Source organism: Streptomyces dengpaensis, from assembly GCF_002946835.1.
Classification (GTDB): domain Bacteria; phylum Actinomycetota; class Actinomycetes; order Streptomycetales; family Streptomycetaceae; genus Streptomyces; species Streptomyces dengpaensis.
The window spans coordinates 5,724,052-5,742,777 of the sequence record NZ_CP026652.1 but is presented as its reverse complement, the minus strand read 5'-3'; the positions used below and the strand labels follow the sequence as shown (position 1 = coordinate 5,742,777).

Sequence of the window (18,726 nt, the reverse complement as noted above, 5' to 3'; positions counted from 1 at the left end):
CCGTCCCGGGCCCGCATTCTCGTGTTCGGGCTCAGGGGCCGGGCGTTCGGGCTCAAGGACCGGGCGTTCCGGCTCAGGGGCCCGGCGGGAGGTCCAGCAGCGCGCGCATCGTCGCGTACTTCTTCGTCAGCCGGGCCCTGGTGTGCTCGTCGAGGACCGCGAGCCGGGCCGGGTCGGCGTTGTGCGCCAGGTCGGACACCTTCACCAGGAGGGCGCCCGGGGTCGTACGGATGCGTCGCGCGTACGACTCCGGCGGCTCCCCCTCCTGTTTGGTGAGCGCGAGCACGATGTCCTTCGTGCGGCGGGTCAGCGCGGCCTCGCGCAGCCAGTCCTCGGAGAGTGCGGCGTCCTCGAGCGCGTCGTGGAGCCAGGCGGCCGCCATCTGTTCGTCGTCTCCGCCGCGGTCTCGGACCCCTTCCGCTACGGCCTCAAGGTGCTCGGCGTACGGGCGGCCCGCCTTGTCGGTCTGGGCTGCGTGCGCCTCGCGGGCGAGGGCTTCGACTTCGGCCAGGGTCAGAAGAGTCTGCGTCACCTCCCCAGTGTCTCCCTGTGTCCCTCGTACGCCGTGTGGTTGGAGGTTTTTCGCCCCCGCCGCCCCTGCCCGTCCCGTACCTGGGGGCTCCGCACCCAGACCCCCGTATCGCGCTGACGCGCTCGTCCTCATACGCCGGACGGGCTGAACAACCAAGCGCCGGACGGGCTGAACAACATCGCGGTTCGCGCTAGTGCTCAAACGCCGGACGGGCTGAATGATCTCCGGCGCCGGACGGGCTGAAATGCAGGGGGACGTTGGGGCCCTCTCGGCAGATCAGCAGGAGTGCCCGGTCGTCGTTGACGTCCTTGGCCACGGCTTCGATGAGGTGCCAGGCGGCTCCGTGGAAGCCGCCGGCGACGTAGCGGTCGGCTTCGCCCGTCAGGCGGTCGATGCCCTCGACGATGTCGCGGTCGGCCGTCTCCACCAGTCCGTCCGTGAACAGCATCAACACATCTCCGGGACGGAGCGAGCCCTTCGCGGGGTCGAACTGAGCGCCGTCGTACACACCCAGCAACGGCCCTTCCGCCGCCTTCTCCTCCCAGCGGCCGCTGCCCGCGCTGAGCTGGAGGCCCGGAGGGTGGCCGGCCGAGAAGAGTTCGTAGTCGCCCGAGTCCAGGTCGAGGACCAGGTGGATCGAGGTCGCGAAGCCCTCGTCCCAGTCCTGGCGGAGGAGGTATCCGTTCGCGGCGGGCAGGAAGGCGTGCGGCGGGAGTGAGCCGAGGAGGCCTCCGAAGGCTCCCGACAACAGCAGCGCGCGCGAACCCGCGTCCATGCCCTTGCCCGACACGTCCGTGAGGACGACCTCCAGCGTGCGGCCGCCGTTCGTACGGGCGGCCACCACGAAGTCACCGGAGAACGACTGCCCGCCCGCCGGTCGCAGCGCCATTTCCCGGTGCCAGCCCAGCGGCAGCTTCGGCAGCTTGCTCTGCACCCGGATCCGTTCGCGGAGGTCGAAGAGCATGGTGCCGCCCCGTCGCCAGGGCACGCCCACCCGGCTGCGGAACTGCGCGATGAGGAGGCCGAAGAAGCCGCACGCGGCGACCACCAGCACCACGCCCGGCGTCACCCGGGACGGGCCCTCCGTGTACGGGCCCAGCTTCACGGACTCCACTATGAGCGCGGTGGCCGCGGCCGCGTACAGACCGAGCAGGCTGGCCGGACGGAGCAGGAGGCCGCCGGCCACGATGGGAAGGACCAGGGCCGCGGGTGAGCACCACACCGAGTTCACCAGCGTCGTGGCGGCGATCAGCGGAATGGTCAGCAGCAGACCGGCCAGCGCGATCCAGTCGGAACCGTCCCCGCGGAAGTAGTCGACGGCGGATCTGCGCACGCCTGTGCGGGCCCGGTGTACCTGCTTCTTCAACCGGGCCGTGAACGTCTCGGCTTCCGCGCGCCGCTCTCGTCCTGCTGCCATTAGTTCGGGACCCTATCCATCGGACCAGGTGCTTGGCACGGGAGGTCCCACTTGTCCCCCGTCCGAGCGCTCAACTTCACAGAGAACTTCACAGCGGGCGGCCTCGACAGCCGGGAGAAATCCCCTCGCTCCTACCGCATTGCCCTGGTACGCATGGGCTATGACGACTGATGTGCGGGTGTTGCAGAAGGCCGACTGGACAGAGTGGTACGACAACCTCATCCGCGCGTTCGGCGGGGTGCCGGAGTCGTCCGACGAGCGTGAGCTGTACAACGCGCTCACAGAGTACGACCGTTCCCTGGGCGTTTGGGCCGGAGATCACTGCGTTGCCACGGCGAGCGCGTTCTCGTTCCGCGTCACCGTCCCCGGCGGCGCCTCCGTACCGGCGGCGGGCATCACCATGGTGAGCGTCGCGGCCACGCACCGGCGGCGCGGGGTGCTGACCGCGCTGATGCGACGCCAGCTGGACGACATCCGAGCGGGGGGTGAGCCGCTCGCCGTCCTTACCGCGTCGGAGCCGGCGATCTACGGCCGGTTCGGCTACGGCATCGCGACGCTGCAGCTCAACGCCGAGATCGACACCAGCCGCGTACGACTGTCCGTGCCGCCCGGCACCGACGACATACAGCTGCGGTACGCGGCGCCGGCCGATGTCCTCGACGCCTGCGAGGCGGTGTACGCGCGACTCGTTCCGGGACGGCCGGGGATGCTGGCCCGGCAGCCCGGCTGGGAGCGGTTGCAGGTGCTCGACCCGGAGGACGAGGGGGGCGGGGCGTCGCCGTTGCAGTGCGTGGTCGCCGAGCGGGCCGGCGCCGTCGTCGGCTACGCACGCTACCGGGTCAAGCCGAACTGGGGCCCGTCCGGGCACAACGGCTCGGTGATTCTGAACGACCTGGAGGGGCTCGACCCGGCGGCGCGGGCCGCGCTGTGGCGGTTCCTGTTCGGCATCGACCTGACGTCCACGCTCGTCACCCGTGGCCGGCCCGTCGACGACGGCGTGCAGCACCTGGTGTCCGACATCCGCCGCTGCAATCTGCGCATGAGGGACTCGCTGCACGTACGGCTCGTCGACGTCGGCGCCGCGCTGGAGGCGCGGACGTATCAGGCGCCGGTGGACGTGGTGTTCGAGGTCGAGGACGCGTTCTGCCCCTGGAACGAAGGGCGTTGGCGGCTCGCCGGGGACGCGAAGGGCGCGTCGTGCGCGCGTACGGACGACGCGGCCGATCTCGTGCTGTCCGTACGGGAGTTGGGGGCCGCGTATCTCGGCGGGGTGTGCCTGGCGTCGCTTGCGGCGGCGGGGCGCGTGCGGGAGGTGCGCAAGGGCGCGCTGGCGGAGGCGTCGGTCGCGTTCTCGTCAGCGGTGGCGCCCTGGCTGCCGCACGGGTTCTGACAGCTGTCCGTGCGCTGTTCCGACTGCTGTCCGAGCGCTGTTCCGACTGCTAGCGGCGCTGGCAGGCCGGGCACCAGAAGAGGTTGCGGGCGGCGAGATCGGCGGTGCGGATCTCGCCGCCACAGATGTGGCAGGGCAGGTTGGCCCTGCGGTACACGTAGACCTCGCCGCCGTGGTCGTCGACGCGCGGCGGGCGGGCCATGGCCTCCGGCGTGTGTTCCGGGCGGACGGTGTCGATGCGGTTGTTGCGGACTCCCTCGCGCATCAGCGCGACCAGATCGTCCCAGATCGCGTCCCACTCGGCGGGGGTGAGGTCCCTGCCCGTGCGGTACGGGTCGATGCCGTGCCGGAAGAGGACCTCCGCGCGGTAGACGTTGCCCACGCCCGCGATGATCTTCTGGTCCATGAGGAGCGCGGCGATCGTCGTACGGCTGCGGGAGATCCGGCGGTACGCGGCCGACGGGTCGGCGTCCGGGCGGAGGGGGTCCGGGCCGAGGCGGTCGTGTACCGCCTTCTTCTCGGCGTCCGTGATCAGGGCGCAGGTGGTGGGGCCGCGCAGGTCGACGTACGACGTGGTGTTCGCGAGGCGGAGGCGGACGGTGTCCGTGGGGGGCGGGGCGGGGGCGTCGCCGAAGTTGACCTTGCCGAACAGGCCGAGATGGATGTGGATCCAGTCCGCAGCGCGGAAGCCGAGGAAGAGGTGCTTGCCGTGGGCTTCGGCGGTGGTGAGCTCGGAGCCGTCCAGGAGGGTGGCGGCATCGGTGAACTTGCCCTGCGGGCTGGTCACGCGGGTCTTCCCGCCCCCGAAGCTCGCGAGGTAGTCCTCGGCGAGCCGGTGGATCGTGTGCCCCTCGGGCACGGGTCCTCCTGTTTGTCTGTCCTGTGACGGCCCAGGCGGTTCTTCGCCCCCTCCGCCCCTGCCCGTCCCGAATCTGGGGGGGCTCCGGCCCCGAGACCCCTCGTATCGCGCTTCGCGCTCGTCCTCAAACGCCGGACGGGCTGAAAATCTCCAGCCCGGCCGGCAAAGGTCCCCTGGAGGCTACGACTGCTGCGGGTGGTGGGCCGGGACCGGGGGGAGCTCGCCCGTGGTCTCGTACGTCGTGAGCATGCCGATGCGGCGGATGTGGCGCTCGTCACCGGAGAAGGGGGTGTTGAGGAAGGTCTCGACGAACTTCGTCGCCTCCTCCTGCGTGTGCATGCGGGAACCGACCGCGACCACGTTGGCGTTGTTGTGCTCACGGCCGAGGGTCGCCGTCTCCTCGCTCCATGCGAGGACGGCACGAACACCGGCCACCTTGTTCGCGGCGATCTGCTCACCGTTGCCCGAGCCGCCGATCACGATGCCGAAGGACCCGGGGTCGGCCGCCGTGCGCTTCGCGGCGCGCAGGCAGAAGGGCGGGTAGTCGTCCTGGGCGTCGTAGATGTGGGGCCCGCAGTCGACGGGCTCGTGGCCCGCGGCCCTGAGCCACTCGACGAGGTGGTTCTTGAGCTCGAAGCCTGCATGGTCGGAACCGAGATACACGCGCATGGTTCGAGTCTGACATGGCCGTTTCGGCGCGGCAGCCTCGGGTGTCGGCCCGGCAGGTGTGAGCCGCGCTATAGAACCTCTGGGATACCTCGGGTAACAATACGGAATCAAAGGTTCCCGTATTTGGACACCTCAGATTCACCGGTCCAGCTTCTGCACCGCTCGTACGGGAGCTCGTACCGGCGTCCTGGCCGCAACCGCGGCAGGACGCGCATCCGCTCACCCGGCGCAAAGGAAATCCCGTCAATGACCTCGCAGCCGACCCCCACGAAGGCCGCAAACGGCCATGGAGGCCCCGGAGAACCCGGTGGCGGTCTCCATGCCGGACTCAAGAACCGTCACCTCTCCATGATCGCCATCGGCGGTGTCATCGGAGCCGGGCTCTTCGTGGGCTCCAGCTCCGGTATCGCCACCGCCGGGCCCGGCATCCTGCTCTCCTACGCACTCGTCGGCACGCTCGTGGTGCTGGTGATGCGGATGCTCGGTGAGATGTCCGCGGCCAACCCGACTTCCGGGTCCTTCTCTGCGCACGCCGACCGTGCACTCGGGCGCTGGGCCGGGTTCTCGATCGGCTGGCTCTACTGGTTCTTCTGGGTCGTCGTGCTGGCCGTGGAGGCCACCGCCGGCGCCTCGATCCTCGAAGGCTGGATACCGGCAGTGCCCCAGTGGGCCTGGGCGCTCATCGTGATGGTCGTCCTCACCGCCACCAACCTGGTGTCCGTCGGGTCGTACGGCGAGTTCGAGTTCTGGTTCGCCGGCATCAAGGTCGTGGCGATCGGCGCGTTCATCGTCATCGGCGGGCTCGCCATCTTCGGTGTGCTGCCAGGTGTCGACGCCGAGCAGGCGGGGCTCAGCAACCTCACCGGCCACGGCGGGTTCCTGCCCAACGGGCCCGGCGCGATCCTCACCGGTGTGCTCCTGGTCGTCTTCTCCTTCATGGGCAGCGAGATCGCGACCCTCGCGGCCGGTGAGTCCGAGGACCCGCAGCGCGCCGTGACCAAGTCGACCAACAGCATCATCTGGCGCATCGGCGTCTTCTACCTCGGCTCGATCTTCGTGGTCGTGGCCCTGCTGCCGTGGAACGACCCGTCGATCAAGGAGAGCGGCTCGTACGTCGCCGCCCTCGACTCCCTCGGCATCGCGCACGCCGGTCAGATCATGAACTTCATCGTGCTGACCTCGGTGCTGTCGTGCCTCAACTCCGGGCTCTACACGGCCTCCCGCATGGCCTTCTCGCTCGGCCGGCGCGGCGATGCCCCGAGGGCCTTCGCCCGGACCACGAAGCGCGGTGTGCCGCTGATCGCCATCATCGTCTCGGTCGTCTTCGGCTTCGTCGCCGTCTTCTTCAACTACAAGTTCCCGGACTCGGTCTTCCTCTTCCTGGTCAACTCCAGCGGTGCGGTCGCCCTGTTCGTCTGGCTGGTCATCTGCTTCTCGCAGCTGCGGATGCGGAAGATCATCCAGCGCGAGGCGCCGGAGAAGCTGGTCGTGAAGATGTGGCTGTACCCGTACCTGACCTGGGCGACGGCCGCGCTGATCGTCTTCGTCCTCGGCTACATGCTGACCGACACCGAACACGACGGCCGTACGACCGTGCTGCTGTCGCTGCTGGTCGCGGCGGTGGTCCTCGTCATCGCGGTGATCCGGCAGAAGATCGGAGCGGGGGTGCGTCCGGGTGCGGCCTCCGTGCAGGCGGCCTCGGACGAGCCTCGCGACGAAGAGCACGTGAAGGTCGGCTGAGCCGGCTGAAGCCGACTGCACTGAGTCGGCTGCGGCATGGCGTGACACGTCGTGACGTGACGGAGGGGGCTCGTGGCTAACGCCGCGAGCCCCCTCCGTATGTCCGGCATGGTCCACGTCCGTATGTCCGGCATGGACTACGTCCGGCGTGCGTCCGGCCGGGTCCATGTCCGGCGGGGGCTCCGCTCACAGCACGGTGAAGCTCCTCCTGACCTGTTCGTAGACCTTGAGCGCCTGGCTCTCGATGTCCGGCTCGTACCAGGTGTTGATCTGGTACGACTTGCCGTCGACGTCGAAGCCGAGCAGCTGGGCGTGGTAGTGCACGCCTTTGAGCGTGAAGGTGTACTCCCAGACGACCGCGGGCCGGCCCTGGAACGTCGTGTTCTCCAGCCGGATCTTCTGGTAGTCCCGGCCCTGCCGGGCGTTCCGTTCCGAGGTCTGCCAGGTCTGCATCAGGTCACCCTTGGCGAGGGAGGACTTGGCCGCGAGTTCCTGTTTTCCGTCGGGTGAGGTGTAGTGCACCTCGGAGCCCGTCTTCAGGTCGCGGCGCCAGCCTTTGGGCGTCACCCACGCGTACCCTCCAGCCTCCCGGTGCGCTCCCGGGGGCGGGCTGGGCGGACGTGAGGTGCCCTCGACGGTGGGCGAGGGGCTGCCCTTCGTGCCGGCCGAGGCGGTCGGCACGGATGACCCGGACGACCCGGTCTTGCCGTCGGGCGAACCGCTCGTCGCGGCGATGACGATCCAGGCGACGAGTCCCGCCGCGACCACACCGCCCGCGGTGGCCAGACCCGTACGGCGCCTGCTTCGTCGCGGGGCGGACGGCACGGCGGGGCCGGGGAGTTCGCCCGGGGGCATCACGGGGATCGGGGCGGGGGCCGTCGGCCGCCGGGCGACCTCTGTCGTCGCGCCGGGGGTACCGGCCGAGGGGATCTCCGAGCCGGCCTCCGCGCGCAGTTCGGAGGGGACTTCGGTGGAGGCGTTGGGGGTGGGGATCGTCTCGGGTACGGCCTTGGGTGCGTGCTCGGGCTCGGATACGGCCTTGGGTGCTCGTTCGGGCCGCGGTTCCTCTGAGGGCGGGACGGCTTCAGGGAGATCTTGCGGGGCCTGTGGGGCCTGCGAGGGCTGTCGTATGGCACGTATCAGGTCGGCGTCCAGGAGTGCAGGGGTGGGCAACTCCTGGTGTGCCTCAGGGGCTTGATGCGCATCAGGCGCCTCGGGGGTCACAGTGGCCTTGGGGGCCGCAGGTACCTCGGGGGTCGCAAGCAGCTCTGGAGTCACAAAGGCATCAGAGGCCTCAGGCACCTCGGGGGCTACAGGGGCAGCAGAGGCCGGCTCCTCCTGGGCCGACGAAATGGACCCCGATCCCGGCCCAAGCTCCGGCTGCGGCCCGGCAGCCGGAAACGCGATCTCCCCCAGCGTCCCCTCAAGCTCCTCCAGACCAGGCCTCGCCTCCGGTTCCTTCTCCAGCAAGGCTGCCAGAATGTCCCGCAACTCACCCGCCGTGGACGGGAGTTCCGGCTCCTCGTACAGAACCGCGTGCAGGGTCGCCAAGGTTGTGGCGCGGGAGAAGGGAGAGCGGCCGCCGAGGGCCGCGCAGAGGGTGGCGCCCAGGGACCACACGTCGGAGGGCGGGCCCTGCGGGCGGCCGGAGACGCGTTCGGGCGCCATGTAGTCGGGGGAGCCGACCAGCATCCCGGCCATGGTGAGCGCCTCCGCGTCCTGCAACGCGGCGATGCCGAAGTCGGTGAGGACGACGCGGTTGCCGCGCCGCTCGACCAGGACGTTGCCCGGTTTGATGTCGCGGTGCAGCACTCCCCCGGCGTGCACCTGGCGCAGCGCCGCGACCAGTTCGAGCCCGATGCGGGCCGCCTCGCGCGGGCCGATGGGTCCGTCCTCCACCACCATCTGTTCGAGGGAACGTCCGGCGACAAGTTCCATGACGATCCACAGCCGCTCACCCTCGTCAACGACGTCGTAGATGCGGACGACGTTGGGGTGGTCGATCCGGGCCGTGGCCCTGGCTTCGCGCAGGGTTCGCTCGCGGCGCGTACGCGAGTCTTCGGGGTCGAGTCCGTCGATGCGCATTTCCTTGACCGCGACCTGCCGGTCGAGCATTTCGTCGGCGGCCCGCCACACCCGCCCCATTCCTCCCTGCCCGATACTCTCTACCAGCCGATAACGCCCCGTCACCAATAATCCCGGAACACCGCCCCGTACATGCGCAGACAATCCCCGCACCCCCTCAACACACGCAACACCCTGTCGGCACAACAGAAACACAATGGTCACACTTCAGGTCGTACCAGCATAGTGCGGAGAAATCTTGTGGTACCTCTTCAAGTACTGCGAATTCAGGCGCAGCCAAGGGGGACGAACATGAGTTCTCGTCACACGACGACCATCGCGGGATCGCTGCTCACGGCATCTTTCTCGGCCGTGTTGATCCTTTCCTTCACCGCCGTCGCGGACGACCAGGGGCCGGGGAGCAGCAAGGGGGGAAAGGTAATTGACGAGGCACCGGCGGGCGTAAAGCTGACCACGCTGCTGCCCGAGAAGATCTCGGTCGACAACAGTTCACAGAAGACCGCGATAACCGCCACGGTAAAGAACGAAGGCACCAAGGACAGCGGCGACATCAGGCTTTTGGTGGTCGGATTCGACGGCCTGACGGTCAAGAGCGTTCAGGGCTGCTCCGCTCTCGCCGAAAAGGATCTGCCCGAAGGCTCGAACAGTGGTTTCAGTTGTGCCGTCGGCAATCTCGCGGCGGGCAAGTCGAAGTCGTACGCCGTCGACGCGACGTTCGATCTGGGAAAGACCGGCAAGATCTGTCTGCCGGTGCAGACGAGCGACGGGAAGAAGACGTACTGGCAGCAGGGCCCGGTGCCGTTCGGTACGACGAACCCGTCGCCGAACGCCCCGGCCACCCCGCTTCTGCTCGGCACCGACAACCAGCCGGTGGCACCCGGCGGTGACGAGCTGCCCAGGACCGGCGCGGGGAGCGACGTCCTGCCGCTCGGTGTGGCGGGCGCGGCGCTGATCTCCGCGGGGGCGGCGGGTCTGTGGTGGGCCCACTGGCGTCCGCGGCAGCGGGGGCAGCAGTCCTAGCGGCCACTCGGCCATACGGGAAGGGCGGGCCGGGATGCCGAACGCGGCATCCCGGCCCACCCTTTCTCTTCCGCAGGAACTGCAACCTGGGGACTGAGAGGTCACTTCTCAGCTCGAGGTCACTTCTTGTTGACGAGCTTCCACGCCGCGGGCAGGACGCCCATCGCCAGGGCCGCCTTGAGGGCGTCGCCGATCAGGAACGGGGTGAGGCCCGCCGCGATGGCCGCGCTCGCCGGCATGTCGGCGGCCATGGCCAGGTACGGGACGCCGATCGCGTAGATGATCGCCTCGCCGATCAGCATCGTGCCCGCCATCCGCGGCATGGAGCGGTCGGCACCGCGGCGGGCGAGGGCGCCCACGACGGTGGAGGCGAGGAGCATGCCGAGGATGTAGCCGAAGGACACGCTGACGCCGGAGGCGCCCCCGGCGAACCACGGGACGCCGGCCAGGCCGACCAGCGCGTACACCGCGAGCGACAGGAAGCCGCGGCCCGCGCCGAGCGCCGTGCCGACGAGGAGCGCCGCGAAGGTCTGGCCGGTCACCGGCACCGGGGAGCCCGGCACCGGCACCGCGATCTGGGCGGCGAGGCCGATGAGGGCGGCGCCCCCGAGCACGAGGGCGGCGTCCCGGACGCGGGAGGCGGGGAGCAGGTCGGCGAGGACCTCCCCGGGGCGGGAGGTGGTGGCGGCAGCGGTGCTCATGGGGACTCCGGCGATGGGATACCCCCTGCTCCTTTGTGAGCTTGGGGGAAGGCAGATTGGGACACCGTGACGCTATCCCAGGCGTACACGACCGATCACCGTCAGCGGTCGACAAAGGGGGGATCGGGGGGTTGGTGGGCTCCTTACAAACGATGGCATGTACACCTGAGTCGGGGTGATGCCGGTCACTGAGGCGGGGTCGTGTTGGCCACGGGGGCGGGTGGCCGGTGACTGTGGGGATCCACCAAAGTTTTTTCGCCCCCTCCGCCCCTACCCGTCCCGATCACTGGGGGCTGCCGCCCCCAGACCCCCCGCTTGTCGCGCTTCGCGCTCGTCCTCAAAGCCGGACGGGCTGCACATCATCCGGTAGCCGAATGCTCACGCTCCGCACGGGCTGCGTCCGGATGATGAACAGTCAATCCCCCTAATCGGAGTGACTGCCCAGAATGGGGCAGTTTTGCCCGCCTCACGTATCGGACGAGCCGCGCCCATGCCCAGCACCACCCTGGAGAACCCGCCGGAGGCGGACGTCTCCCTCTCTCACGGTCTCAAGCAGCGCCACCTCTCGATGATCGCCCTCGGCGGGGTGATCGGCGCCGGTCTGTTCGTCGGATCCGGGGCGGGGATCGCCGCCGCCGGGCCCTCCATCGTCATCGCGTACACCCTCTCCGGACTCCTCGTTATGCTCGTGATGCGGATGCTCGGCGAGATGTCGGCCGCGTATCCGTCGTCCGGTTCCTTCTCCGCGCACGCGGAGCGGGCGATCGGGCCGTGGGCGGGCTTCACCGTCGGCTGGGCGTTCTGGGTACTGCTGTGCACGGCCGTGGGCCTCGAAAGCATCGGCGCCGCGAAGATCGTCACCGGCTGGCTGCCCGGCACGCCCGAGTGGGCATGGGTGGCCCTCTTCGTGGTCGTCTTCTGTGCCACGAACCTCGCCGCCGTGAAGAACTTCGGCGAGTTCGAGTTCTGGTTCGCCGCGCTGAAGGTCGGCGCGATCAGCCTGTTCCTCGTCCTCGGCGTGCTCGCGATCGCCGGGGTCCTGCCGGGCGCGGACTCCCCGGGGACCTCGAACCTCTTCGGCGAAGGGGGCTTCCTGCCGAACGGCGCCGAGGGCCTCGTCATCGGCCTGCTCGCGTCGGTGTTCGCGTACGGCGGCCTGGAGACCGTGACGATCGCGGCGGCCGAGTCGGAGAACCCGGTCAAGGGCGTCGCGAACGCCGTACGCACCGCCATGTGGCGCATCGCGCTGTTCTACATCGGCTCGATGGCGATCGTCGTCACCCTCGTCCCGTGGGACTCCAAGGAGGTCGTCGAGAAGGGCCCGTACGTCGCCGTCCTCGACCAGCTCGGCATCCCGGGCGCCGCGCAGTTGATGGACGTGGTCGTGTTCGTGGCCCTGCTCTCGGCGATGAACGCCAACATCTTCGGCGCCTCGCGCATCGCGTACTCCCTGGTGGAGCGCGGCCAGGGCCCGAAGAGCCTGGGCAAAGTCTCGTCCGGCGTCCCGCGCGTGGCCGTCCTCGCGTCGTCCGTCTTCGGCTTCGTGTGCGTCGTCCTCAGCTACTGGCGTCCGGACGACGTCTTCCCCTGGCTGCTGAACATGATCGGCGCGGTGATCCTCATCGTCTGGATCTTCATCGCGGTCACGCAGCTGCGGCTGCGGCGCAGGCTGGAGCGGGAGGCACCGGAGAAGCTGGTCGTACGGATGTGGGCCTTCCCGGTGCTGACCTGGGTCGCCCTGGCGGGGATGGTGGCGATCTTCGTGCTGATGGCACGGGAGTCGGACACCCGCGTCCAGCTGTACTCGTCGGGCGGCATGACGCTGTTCCTGGCGTCGGTCGGCTACGCCTGGCAGAGGACACGCGCCCGCGCCTGACGCGTACTGGCCGAAAGACACGTGCCCGCGCCTGATGCATACGGGCGGCAGGCACGCGCCCGCGCCTGACACGTACAGGCGGCAGGCACGCGCCCGCGCCCAACACATACGGCCCCTGTGGCCGGAGGGCCCTCGCACGAAGGACGGTTTCGTGCGAGGGCCCTGTCGTGTGCCCGGGCGCGGATCCCCCGGCGCGTTCGGCGCCCCCTCGGCGGTGGCCGGGAGTGGGATGCCCGTCCGGAGGACCTGCGCGCGTGTGGCCACGACCAACGCGCGATCACAGGGTGAGCGCCTGTGACCATGAACGCCTCTCTCCCGGTCGCCATCGAGACGATGCGCGCCACGGCCGCCCGCGTGCTCGCTGAGGACGCGCAGCCGCCCACGGCCGACGAGTTGCACACGCTGACCTTGCCGTGCGAGGGCCACCTGACGCTGCTGATCCCGGAGGTCTTGAAGGCGTGCCTGGGACGGCCGGACGACGACACGCTCACCGCGGGGGCCCTGAAGGGAGTTGTCCAGGCCCGTACGCGGCTGGACATCGTGCCCGGCATGCAGTGGTCCCGCCAGGTTGCCCACGCCCAGCGCCTGGCCCGCTCGGTCGACTGCCTGCTCGGGCATCTGGAGAACCTGGCCGGTAAGCACACGTGACGGTACCCATGACGCATCTGCCGCCGCGATGACGAGCCGATCAGCGAGAAGCCGGTGACGGTCACGCACGAGGAGACCGCGTCCGGACCCGGGCCGGATCGCGTGAAGCCCCTCACGCACAGGGAACATTGAGCGACAGCAGGCCGGCCTCCCCGTCCCGTACGTGGAGTTCGGTGAGGGCCGCGTTGCGCAGGTGGGGGAAGACGCGGCGGTACTCGCTCAGGGGGATGGACAGGAGGGAGCAGAGGACCAGGCGGAGGAGGGTGTTGTGGGCGACGACCAGGACGCGTTCGCCGGGGTGGGCGGTGGCGATGCGGCGCAGGGCGCGCGCGCCGCGGGCCGCGGCGGTGCGGGGGTCCTCCGCCTCCGGGAAGGGGTACGACACCGGGTCGGCCCGGAACGCCTTCGCGCGGTCCGGGTTCTCCGCCTCGAACTCGGCGAGCGTGCGGCCCTCCACGACCCCGAAGTCGCATTCGCGCAGGGCGGGTTCGCGGTGCGGGGTGAGACCCAGGGCGCTGCAGGCGGGCTCCGCGGTGGCCATGGCGCGGGCGACGGTCGACGTCCAGACCGCGTCGACCGGGTGCGCGGCGGCCCAGCGGCCGAGAGCCTGAGCCTCGGCGCGCCCCTCGTCGGTGAGGGGGACGTCGCTGATGCCCGCGTAACGGTTCTCGGCGTGCCAGATGGTCTGCCCGTGCCGGGCCAGCAGAAGGGTCGCACCGCGGGTGCTCGTCGTACTCATGACCCCGCAGTATCCAGGTCCAGGCGCACGCGCGCGTGCGCCGCGACGGAAGGGGGCAGCCAGCCGCGCCGCTCCAGCTCGTCGACGAGCCGGGCGTACGGGTCGGCGAAGACTGCCGTACGGGCGGGGCGGGGTTCGACAACCGTGCGGACGCGGACCATGCGGTCGGCGGCGTCCGCGAGCGAAGGGGCGGCTCCACTGCCGTACGCCGCCAACACGGCCATGCCCAGGGCGGGTTCGGTCTGTCCGGGTACGCGAGCGCGCCGGACGGTTCGAAGGCGCCGGCCCGGGGGTCCATCGCGGCGGGCTCGGCCTGCGGATCGGCCCGTACACCTTCCGGGCGGAGAACCAGTTCCTGCCGACGGACTTCCGACGGGGCACCGGAGCCAACGATTTCGGCACCGCGTTCGCGGAATACGCGCTGTACTACCGACTGGGGGTGGACGCGGTGGTGACGGACTTCCCGGACCTGGCGGCGATCGCGCGGAGAAGCTCATGACGAAGAGCAAGGCCTGTCCGACCTGCGGCGGCATGCAGGACTTCCGTCCACTCACCGATGCCGAGAAGGTAGCTGTGCAGACGATCAAGAAGATCGTCTACGTGCACGACTACTGGCGTTGCGCAGTCGCGGGCTGTCTGTGGTTCCAGCGCTACGACAAGAGGAGCGACGGCGGCTTCCTCCCCGAGGAGTTCCGCACACCCAAGCCCGATCCCGACACAGGCTGACGCCCCGTTGTCAGACCCTCCTGGCACTCTTCATCCATGGACACCGGAGAGTTCTGGAACGTGGTCGAAGAAGCGCGGCGCCAGACGGGCGACCCGTCGGACAGCGAGGCCGTCGCCGAGCGGGCGGTCGCGCTGCTCGCCGAGCGGCCGGCCGGGGAGATAGTCGCCGCCCAGCAGGTGCTGTGGGACCTGCTGGCCATGTCGTACCGCAATCCCCTGTGGGCGGCGGCGTATGTCATCAACGGCGGCTGTTCCGACGACGGCTTCGACTACTTCCGCGGCTGGCTGCTCCTGCAGGGACAGCAGGTGTACGAGCGTGTCGTGGCCGAGCCCGACGCGCTCGCGGAGCTGGCGGTGGTCCGGGACGCGGCCGAGGAGGGCTTCGAGATGGAGTGCGAGAGCGCCCTCGGTCTCGCCTGGGACGCGTATCTCAGGGCGACCGGCGAGGAGCTGCCCCAGGACTCCTTCACGATCAGGTATCCGGATCTGGAGCCGGCCTGGGACTTCGACGACACCGGGGAGACGGAGCGCCGGCTGCCACGGCTCAGCGCCCTCTACGCCGAGTAGGCGAAGGGCCCTCCACGCCGAGTGGGAGGAGGGTCCTCTACGCCGAGCAGGCGCGGGTGGCGTGTGCGTGGCAGCCGGCGCCGGGGCTCACAGGTTGCTGAAGTCCGGCCCCGCCGTCCGCGTGCGCTTGATCTCGTAGAAGCCCGGCACCGAGGCGACGAGCAGCGTGCCGTCCCACAGCTTGGCGGCCTCCTCGCCCTTGGGGGCGGGGGTGACGACCGGGCCGAAGAAGGCGATCTGCTCGCCGTCGTGGCCGGGGACGGCGATGACCGGGGTGCCGACGTCCTGGCCGACCTTGTCGATGCCCTCCTTGTGGGAGGCGCGCAGCTCGGCGTCGTACTCGAAGTCCTCCTGGTCCCAGTAGGCCATGAGGTCGGCGGGCAGGCCGGCCTCCTCGAGCGCGGCCGCGGTCGCCTCGCGGGTCGGGCCCTCCTCCTGGTTGTGGATGCGGGTGCCGAGCGCTGTGTAGAGCGGGCCGAGGACGTCGTCGCCGTGCTTCTGCCAGGCGGCGGTCACGACGCGGACCGGCTGCCACGCCGTGGTCGCGAGCATCTCGCGGTACTCCTCGGGAAGCTCGTCCAGCTTGGGCTCGTTCAGGACGGCGAGGCTCATGATGTGCCAGCGGACCTCGATGTCCCGGACCTTCTCCACTTCCAGGACCCACCGCGAGCTCATCCAGGCCCAGGGGCACAGCGGGTCGAACCAGAAGTCGACGGGGGTCTTGCCGGATGTCGTGGCGGTCTCGGACATGGCTCTCCTCGGAATGCGGTGGACGAAGGGCAACGGTGCTCCAGGTACTCCTTCAGCAGGCAACATCGCCCTCCCGCATCCCATTCCCGGCCCGTTCCCGGCTGTCCGCGGTCAGGGGTGCATGGCAGGATCGGTCCTGTTCAGCCGTATGCGCAACGTATCCGAGATGTCCTGAGGGAGTGCCGCCCGTGCCCGGTGAGAATCTGTCCCGCGACGAGGCCCGGGAGCGGGCCGCCCTGCTGTCCGTCGACGGGTACGACGTGGCCCTCGACCTGCGGTCGGCGGTGGGCGAGTCCGCTACCGTCGATCCCGCCACCGGCGAGGACGGCGCCGACGGGCCGCGGACGTTCCGGTCCGTGACCACCATCCGCTTCCGCTGCGCCGAGCCGGGCGCGGCGAGCTTCGCCGACCTCATCGCATCGAGCGTCACGGCCGTCTCACTCAACGGCCAGGATCTCGACCCGGTCGAGGTCTTCGACGGCTCTCGGATCCGGCTGGAAGACCTGGCCGCCGAGAACGAACTCGTCGTCGACGCCCAGTGCGCCTACTCCCGCACCGGCGAGGGCATGCACCGCTTCGTCGACCCCGAGGACGGCGAGGTGTATCTGTACACGCAGTACGAGCCCGCCGACGCCCGGCGCGTCTTCGCGAACTTCGAGCAGCCGGACCTCAAGGCCCCCTTCCGCTTCGAGGTGCGGGCCCCGGAGGGCTGGACCGTCTGGAGCAACGGCGCCGGTGAACTCACCGACGGCGTCTGGAGGTTCGCCGAGACGAAGCCGATCTCGACGTACATCACGGCGGTCGTGGCGGGCCCGTACCACCACGTGACCGACACCTACACCCGCACGTTCGGCGACGGTACGACGCTGGAGATCCCCCTCGGCGCGATGTGCCGCAAGGGCCTGGCTCCCCACTTCGACTCCGACGACGTGTTCCTGGTGACCAAGCAGGGCCTGGACTTCTTCCACGACCACTTCGACTACCCGTACCCGTTCGGGAAGTACGACCAGGCGTTCGTGCCCGAGTACAACCTCGGCGCGATGGAGAACCCCGGACTCGTGACCTTCCGCGAGGAGTTCATCTTCCGCGGCCAGGTGACGCAGGCGTCGTACGAGGGCCGGGCGAACGTCATCCTGCACGAGATGGCGCACATGTGGTTCGGCGACCTCGTCACCATGGAGTGGTGGGACGACCTGTGGCTCAAGGAGTCCTTCGCCGACTTCATGGGCGCGTTCTCGCTGGTCGGCGCCACCCGCTTCAAGAACGGCTGGATCACCTTCGCCAACCGCCGCAAGGCGTGGGCGTACCGCGCGGACCAGCTGCCGTCCACGCACCCCATCACGGCGGACATCCACGACCTGCAGGACGCCAAGCTCAACTTCGACGGCATCACGTACGCCAAGGGCGCCAGCGTCCTGAAGCAGCTCGTCGCATACGTCGGCCAGGACGCGTTCCTCGAAGGCGCGCGCCGCTACTTCAAGCGGCACGCGTACGGCAACACGCGCCTCGGCGACCTGCTCGCGGCCCTGGAGGAGACGAGCGGGCGGGACATGGCGGCCTGGGCGCGGTCCTGGCTGCAGACGGCGGGCGTCAACTCCCTCACCCCGCAGGTGATTCTGAACGCGGAGGGCCGGATCGCGGAGCTGTCCGTACTGCAGGAGGCGCCTGAGTCGCACCCCGAACTGCGCCCGCACCGCGTGGGGTTGGGTCTGTACCGGCGCTCACTCGAAGGCACCCTGGAGCGGTACGCGCGCGCCGAGGTGGACGTCGACGGCCCGCGCACGGTGGTCGCCGAGCTGACCGGCGCCGAGGCCCCTGATCTCGTCCTCGTCAACGACGACGATCTGACGTACTGCAAGATCCGTTTCGACGAGGGCTCGTTGGCCACCCTGCGGGAACGGCTCGGCGAGATCACCGACCCACTGGCGCGCGCCCTGTGCTGGTCGGCGCTGTGGAATCTCACGCGCGACGCTCTCATGCCGGCCCGTGACTTCATCGACCTGGTGCTGCGTTTCGCGGGCGGCGAGTCCGACATCGGTGTGCTCCAGATGCTGCACGCCTGGGCCAACTCGGCGCTCACGCACTACGCGGTGCCCGACTGGCGCGACGAGGGCGGGCGCCTGCTCGCCGAGGGCGCGCTGAGGGAGCTGCGGCTCGCCGAGCCGGGCAGCCAGCACCAGCTCACCTGGGCCCGCTTCTTCGCCACCGTCGCGTCGAGCGAGGCCGATCTCCAGCTGCTGCAGGGGCTGTTGGAGGGCACGGCGAAGATCGACGGGCTCGAGGTCGACCAGGAGCTGCGCTGGGCGTTCCTGGGCCCGCTGGCCGCGCACGGTGTCGCGGACGAGGCGGCGATCACGGCCGAACTGGCCCGCGACGACACCGCGTCCGGCAAGCGCCATCAGATCCGCTGCCTCGCCGCCCGCCCCTCGGCTGCGGTCAAGGCGCAGGCCTGGGCGGCCGTGGTCGAGTCCGACGCGCTCTCGAACGCGCTCGTCGAGGCGACGATCGCCGGGTTCACGCAGCCGTCCCAGCGGGAGCTGCTCGCGCCGTACGTGGCGAAGTACTTCGACGCGATCGTGCGGGTCTGGGCCGAGCGGTCCATCCAGATCGGCATGGACGTGGTGAAGGGACTGTTCCCGGCCCTGGAGGACACGCAGGAGACCCTCGACGCGACGGACGCCTGGCTCACGGCACACGAGGACGCGGCGCCCGCACTGCGGCGGCTGGTGCTGGAGGCGCGGGACGATCTGGCGCGGGGGCTGCGGGGGCAGGCGTGTGATGCGGCGGCGGTCGCGGCCGGTTAGGGCTTACCGGGTGGGGCGGCGGCCGGACAGGACGCGGGCCGTCTGAGGCACCTTGAGGGCACCGGTTCCGGCCGGTGCCCTCTTCGGTGACGTCACCCGATGCGCCCAGTGGTTACGAAATACAGGTATTCAGAGCCGTAACCTTTATTACTCCCCATCCGGACCAGCGCCTTTCGGCAGTCGAACGCCCGTACTTTAGTGCC

The 18,726-nt window shown here is 69.9% G+C and carries 16 protein-coding genes and 2 pseudogenes; 9 read left to right on the top strand and 9 right to left on the bottom strand.

The features are described from left to right. Positions 1–73 precede the first annotated feature (73 nt). Together C4B68_RS26625 and C4B68_RS26620 are read right to left on the bottom strand one after the other, a co-directional pair. Positions 74–532 (bottom strand): HD domain-containing protein, encoded by a 459-nt coding sequence (locus C4B68_RS26625; protein ID WP_240634483.1) that lies wholly within the window; start codon positions 530–532, stop codon positions 74–76. A gap of 190 nt (positions 533–722) precedes the next feature. Further along, positions 723–1,949, bottom strand: coding sequence for a PP2C family protein-serine/threonine phosphatase (locus C4B68_RS26620; RefSeq protein ID WP_240634482.1), 1,227 nt, complete (start codon positions 1,947–1,949; stop codon positions 723–725). 160 nt (positions 1,950–2,109) lie between these two features. Here C4B68_RS26620 and C4B68_RS26615 point away from each other — a divergent pair, with 160 nt between their 5' ends. Next, positions 2,110–3,339, top strand: a complete 1,230-nt coding sequence (locus C4B68_RS26615) for a GNAT family N-acetyltransferase (protein WP_099499286.1) — start codon at positions 2,110–2,112, stop codon at positions 3,337–3,339. Between the two features lie 49 nt (positions 3,340–3,388). Here the strand turns inward: C4B68_RS26615 and C4B68_RS26610 are convergent, their stop codons facing one another. Together C4B68_RS26610 and C4B68_RS26605 are read right to left on the bottom strand one after the other, a co-directional pair. Next, entirely contained in the window at positions 3,389–4,198 is an 810-nt protein-coding gene (locus tag C4B68_RS26610; RefSeq protein WP_099499287.1) for an Fpg/Nei family DNA glycosylase, read from the bottom strand. A 180-nt stretch (positions 4,199–4,378) separates the two neighbouring features. Then, on the bottom strand, positions 4,379–4,867 hold the full coding sequence (locus C4B68_RS26605; RefSeq protein WP_099499288.1) for a ribose-5-phosphate isomerase: 489 nt from the start codon (positions 4,865–4,867) through the stop codon (positions 4,379–4,381). A gap of 246 nt (positions 4,868–5,113) precedes the next feature. Between C4B68_RS26605 and C4B68_RS26600 the strand changes: the two genes are divergently transcribed. Beyond that, the gene (locus C4B68_RS26600) at positions 5,114–6,607 is read left to right on the top strand and encodes an amino acid permease (protein ID WP_099499289.1); all 1,494 of its coding nucleotides are present in this window, start codon (positions 5,114–5,116) and stop codon (positions 6,605–6,607) included. A gap of 186 nt (positions 6,608–6,793) precedes the next feature. Here the strand turns inward: C4B68_RS26600 and C4B68_RS26595 are convergent, their stop codons facing one another. After that, positions 6,794–8,752: a serine/threonine-protein kinase gene (locus tag C4B68_RS26595; protein ID WP_240634481.1), complete on the bottom strand. Its 1,959-nt coding sequence runs from the start codon at positions 8,750–8,752 to the stop codon at positions 6,794–6,796. A 231-nt stretch (positions 8,753–8,983) separates the two neighbouring features. On the opposite strand from C4B68_RS26595, the gene C4B68_RS26590 reads away from it, so the two are divergent. Next, entirely contained in the window at positions 8,984–9,712 is a 729-nt protein-coding gene (locus C4B68_RS26590) for a hypothetical protein (RefSeq protein WP_099499291.1), read from the top strand. Between the two features lie 119 nt (positions 9,713–9,831). On the opposite strand, the gene C4B68_RS26585 is transcribed toward C4B68_RS26590, so the two are convergent. After that, positions 9,832–10,413: a biotin transporter BioY gene (locus C4B68_RS26585; protein ID WP_099499292.1), complete on the bottom strand. Its 582-nt coding sequence runs from the start codon at positions 10,411–10,413 to the stop codon at positions 9,832–9,834. A 490-nt stretch (positions 10,414–10,903) separates the two neighbouring features. Here C4B68_RS26585 and C4B68_RS26580 point away from each other — a divergent pair, with 490 nt between their 5' ends. Together C4B68_RS26580 and C4B68_RS26575 are read left to right on the top strand one after the other, a co-directional pair. Next, entirely contained in the window at positions 10,904–12,289 is a 1,386-nt protein-coding gene (locus C4B68_RS26580; RefSeq protein ID WP_099499293.1) for an amino acid permease, read from the top strand. Between the two features lie 300 nt (positions 12,290–12,589). After that, positions 12,590–12,937 (top strand): DUF6415 family natural product biosynthesis protein, encoded by a 348-nt coding sequence (locus tag C4B68_RS26575; RefSeq protein WP_143674245.1) that lies wholly within the window; start codon positions 12,590–12,592, stop codon positions 12,935–12,937. Between the two features lie 112 nt (positions 12,938–13,049). Here C4B68_RS26575 and C4B68_RS26570 read toward each other — a convergent pair whose 3' ends face one another. Beyond that, complete coding sequence (locus C4B68_RS26570) at positions 13,050–13,676, bottom strand: histidine phosphatase family protein (RefSeq protein WP_099499295.1); 627 nt, start codon at positions 13,674–13,676, stop codon at positions 13,050–13,052. Continuing rightward, positions 13,673–13,942, bottom strand: a pseudogene (locus C4B68_RS26565) (carbohydrate kinase); the annotation flags it as partial. The pseudogene C4B68_RS26565 and the gene C4B68_RS26570, both read right to left, overlap by 4 nt. Positions 13,943–13,986: 44 nt before the next feature. Here C4B68_RS26565 and C4B68_RS43535 point away from each other — a divergent pair. From C4B68_RS43535 to C4B68_RS26550, 3 genes and pseudogenes are all read left to right on the top strand, one after another. Then, positions 13,987–14,175, top strand: a pseudogene (locus C4B68_RS43535) (glycerophosphodiester phosphodiesterase); the annotation flags it as partial. Continuing rightward, positions 14,172–14,402, top strand: a complete 231-nt coding sequence (locus C4B68_RS26555; protein ID WP_099499296.1) for a hypothetical protein — start codon at positions 14,172–14,174, stop codon at positions 14,400–14,402. The pseudogene C4B68_RS43535 and the gene C4B68_RS26555, both read left to right, overlap by 4 nt. Positions 14,403–14,438: 36 nt before the next feature. After that, positions 14,439–14,969 (top strand): DUF4240 domain-containing protein, encoded by a 531-nt coding sequence (locus C4B68_RS26550; protein ID WP_099499297.1) that lies wholly within the window; start codon positions 14,439–14,441, stop codon positions 14,967–14,969. Positions 14,970–15,056: 87 nt separating this feature from the next. Here C4B68_RS26550 and C4B68_RS26545 read toward each other — a convergent pair whose 3' ends face one another. Next, positions 15,057–15,719, bottom strand: a complete 663-nt coding sequence (locus tag C4B68_RS26545) for a DsbA family protein (protein WP_099499298.1) — start codon at positions 15,717–15,719, stop codon at positions 15,057–15,059. 188 nt (positions 15,720–15,907) lie between these two features. Here C4B68_RS26545 and pepN point away from each other — a divergent pair, with 188 nt between their 5' ends. After that, a complete protein-coding gene (gene pepN / locus C4B68_RS26540) occupies positions 15,908–18,523 on the top strand; it encodes an aminopeptidase N (RefSeq protein ID WP_099499299.1) in 2,616 nt (871 codons plus the stop codon). The last annotated feature ends 203 nt before the right edge of the window (positions 18,524–18,726 follow it).

Bases quoted from the DNA above. Each gene is read 5' to 3' on its own strand.
- C4B68_RS26620 (WP_240634482.1), bottom strand. From the start codon at position 1,949: ATGGCAGCAGGACGAGAGCGGCGCGCGGAAGCCGAGACGTTCACGGCC.
- C4B68_RS26555 (WP_099499296.1), top strand. From the start codon at position 14,172: ATGACGAAGAGCAAGGCCTGTCCGACCTGCGGCGGCATGCAGGACTTC.
- C4B68_RS26545 (WP_099499298.1), bottom strand. From the start codon at position 15,719: ATGTCCGAGACCGCCACGACATCCGGCAAGACCCCCGTCGACTTCTGG.
- C4B68_RS26575 (WP_143674245.1), top strand. From the start codon at position 12,590: ATGAACGCCTCTCTCCCGGTCGCCATCGAGACGATGCGCGCCACGGCC.
- C4B68_RS26605 (WP_099499288.1), bottom strand. From the start codon at position 4,867: ATGCGCGTGTATCTCGGTTCCGACCATGCAGGCTTCGAGCTCAAGAAC.
- C4B68_RS26595 (WP_240634481.1), bottom strand. From the start codon at position 8,752: ATGGGGCGGGTGTGGCGGGCCGCCGACGAAATGCTCGACCGGCAGGTC.
- C4B68_RS26550 (WP_099499297.1), top strand. From the start codon at position 14,439: ATGGACACCGGAGAGTTCTGGAACGTGGTCGAAGAAGCGCGGCGCCAG.
- C4B68_RS26615 (WP_099499286.1), top strand. From the start codon at position 2,110: ATGACGACTGATGTGCGGGTGTTGCAGAAGGCCGACTGGACAGAGTGG.
- C4B68_RS26600 (WP_099499289.1), top strand. From the start codon at position 5,114: ATGACCTCGCAGCCGACCCCCACGAAGGCCGCAAACGGCCATGGAGGC.
- C4B68_RS26580 (WP_099499293.1), top strand. From the start codon at position 10,904: ATGCCCAGCACCACCCTGGAGAACCCGCCGGAGGCGGACGTCTCCCTC.
- C4B68_RS26570 (WP_099499295.1), bottom strand. From the start codon at position 13,676: ATGAGTACGACGAGCACCCGCGGTGCGACCCTTCTGCTGGCCCGGCAC.
- C4B68_RS26585 (WP_099499292.1), bottom strand. From the start codon at position 10,413: ATGAGCACCGCTGCCGCCACCACCTCCCGCCCCGGGGAGGTCCTCGCC.
- C4B68_RS26590 (WP_099499291.1), top strand. From the start codon at position 8,984: ATGAGTTCTCGTCACACGACGACCATCGCGGGATCGCTGCTCACGGCA.